This is a genomic window from Mesorhizobium sp. P2_D6, from assembly GCF_056404315.1.
Window position 1 is genome coordinate 1 of the sequence record NZ_JBFUEG010000068.1, and the last position, 1659, is coordinate 1659.

Genomic DNA, 1659 nt, shown 5'->3' on the forward strand with positions numbered 1-1659 from the left:
TTTTCAAAGAACAGACCCCGCAGACGCGAGGTCGTGGCCCGTTACGCTTGTGGCTTCGGGGCCGTCCGAGTGTCGCTTACGCGGCTCTCTTGAATTCTCACAAGGGCTTATTCAGAAGCAAACTGCTTCGCCGCCAGCGGCGCACCGCCCTCGTTCGTGAGGCGTATATAGTCGCCACCCACTCAAACTGTCAACACCGATCACTCATGTTTTTTCGATTTCTCGTAGAGATATCCACGGGGCTGAAATATGAGTGGTGTTCCGCGGTCGGATCACTTCTACGAAGCTCCCATCCCTCGGCGGCGGCTGCGTGCCATCGGCTTGAAAATCGTCTGCTCTGCCCGGTGAATGTCGACCACAGCGCCAGCCTGAGTAGTGCTTCAGGGCCGATCTTCCAGCAATTCCGCCGTGATGTTTCGACCGGCGTAAAAGATGCCCAGGACCAAGACCCGCTCGGCCTCGACCGCAAAGGCAATGCTGACGGCGCGGCGGTAGCCGATGATGCGCAGACCAGGCATGATCTCGACCCGCTCCGTGCCGCGCTGTGGAAAAGTCGACAGGCCGAGGCAATGGTCGCCGATGCTGGCGATGAAATTCCAGGCGATCGGCGGCGACGTACGGTCGGCTATGTCATCATAGAGCTGTTGGAGTTCAGCTTCCGCCTTTAGGGTGGAAGACAATGCGATACTCCATTGCCTACTTGGCTTTCGCCTGGTTCGCGCGATGACGCGCCTCGAGCTGCGAAAAAACCGTCTCGGCAGGAGTAGCCTTCGCCGGATCCTGCCGGAGCTCGGTCAAACGCGTCGGAATCTCCTCGCGCAGCCATCTTTCCCGCTCCGCCTCGAAATCCTCGAGCATACGCAAGCCGGCGCGAACAACCTCACTGGCATTGTTGTAGCGGCCTGATTCGAGCTGCTTCCTGATGAAGCTCTCATAGTGGTCGTTCAGTGCGTAGTTGGGCATGGCAATCTCCTGAAGATTATGGTGCGAATCAGGGTCAGTAGCAATAGATAGCAATAATTAGCAGCGAGTGCACGCATGGCCATGCTTCGTTTCCAACGATCTGCCGGCGGGAGAATGATTCGTCACCTGGCTCTGCAGCATCGAAATGCTGCCCATCACGATCGCGCCGGCATGGATCGAAGATTCACGCCTGGATCATCTGCCGCCATTCTCGTCGCAAGCAAAAGTGGCGGTTGCTGCGTCGGGCAAAGCCCGGGAGCCAACCGGCTTCGCTGGGTCTAAATTTCGCTTGGATGTGATTTCGGACTGCGAGCATCAGCCTGGACCCTTTCCATGTACGCGCGAGCTACAGGGGCCACCGACAAGGAAGCTCGTTTCGAGAAGCTAGGCGCCGGAAGAATTGGCTTGGGGAATGGGAGAGGCTTTGTGTCCGGCCACCACAGCAAAATACAAAAAGGCCCGCACGAGGCGGGCTTTTTGATTTGGTTGCGGGGACAGGATTTGGCTTTTCTGTCCCGCGGCGTCGGCTTCGCCTTCCTTGCGGGCCCCTGATGCAGGTTAAAACCGGCCGGCCACCACAGCAAAATACAAAAAGGCCCGCACGAGGCGGGCTTTTTGTATTTGGTTGCGGGGACAGGATTTGAACCTGTGACCTTCAGGTTATGAGCCTGACGAGCTACCGGGCTGCTCCACCCC

At 58.0% G+C, this 1659-nt stretch carries 2 protein-coding genes; both read right to left on the bottom strand.

Annotated elements, in window-relative coordinates:
• Window positions 1-380 precede the first annotated feature (380 nt).
• On the bottom strand, window positions 381-680 hold the full coding sequence (locus AC1D1L_RS33615; protein WP_477345814.1) for a type II toxin-antitoxin system RelE/ParE family toxin: 300 nt from the start codon (window positions 678-680) through the stop codon (window positions 381-383).
• A 16-nt stretch (window positions 681-696) separates the two neighbouring features.
• Entirely contained in the window at window positions 697-963 is a 267-nt protein-coding gene (locus AC1D1L_RS33620; protein ID WP_477345816.1) for a type II toxin-antitoxin system ParD family antitoxin, read from the bottom strand.
• Between the last annotated feature and the right edge of the window lie 696 nt (window positions 964-1659).

Excerpts from the sequence above, each read along its gene's own strand:
- AC1D1L_RS33620 (WP_477345816.1), bottom strand. The coding sequence starts at position 963 with ATGCCCAACTACGCACTGAACGACCACTATGAGAGCTTCATCAGGAAG.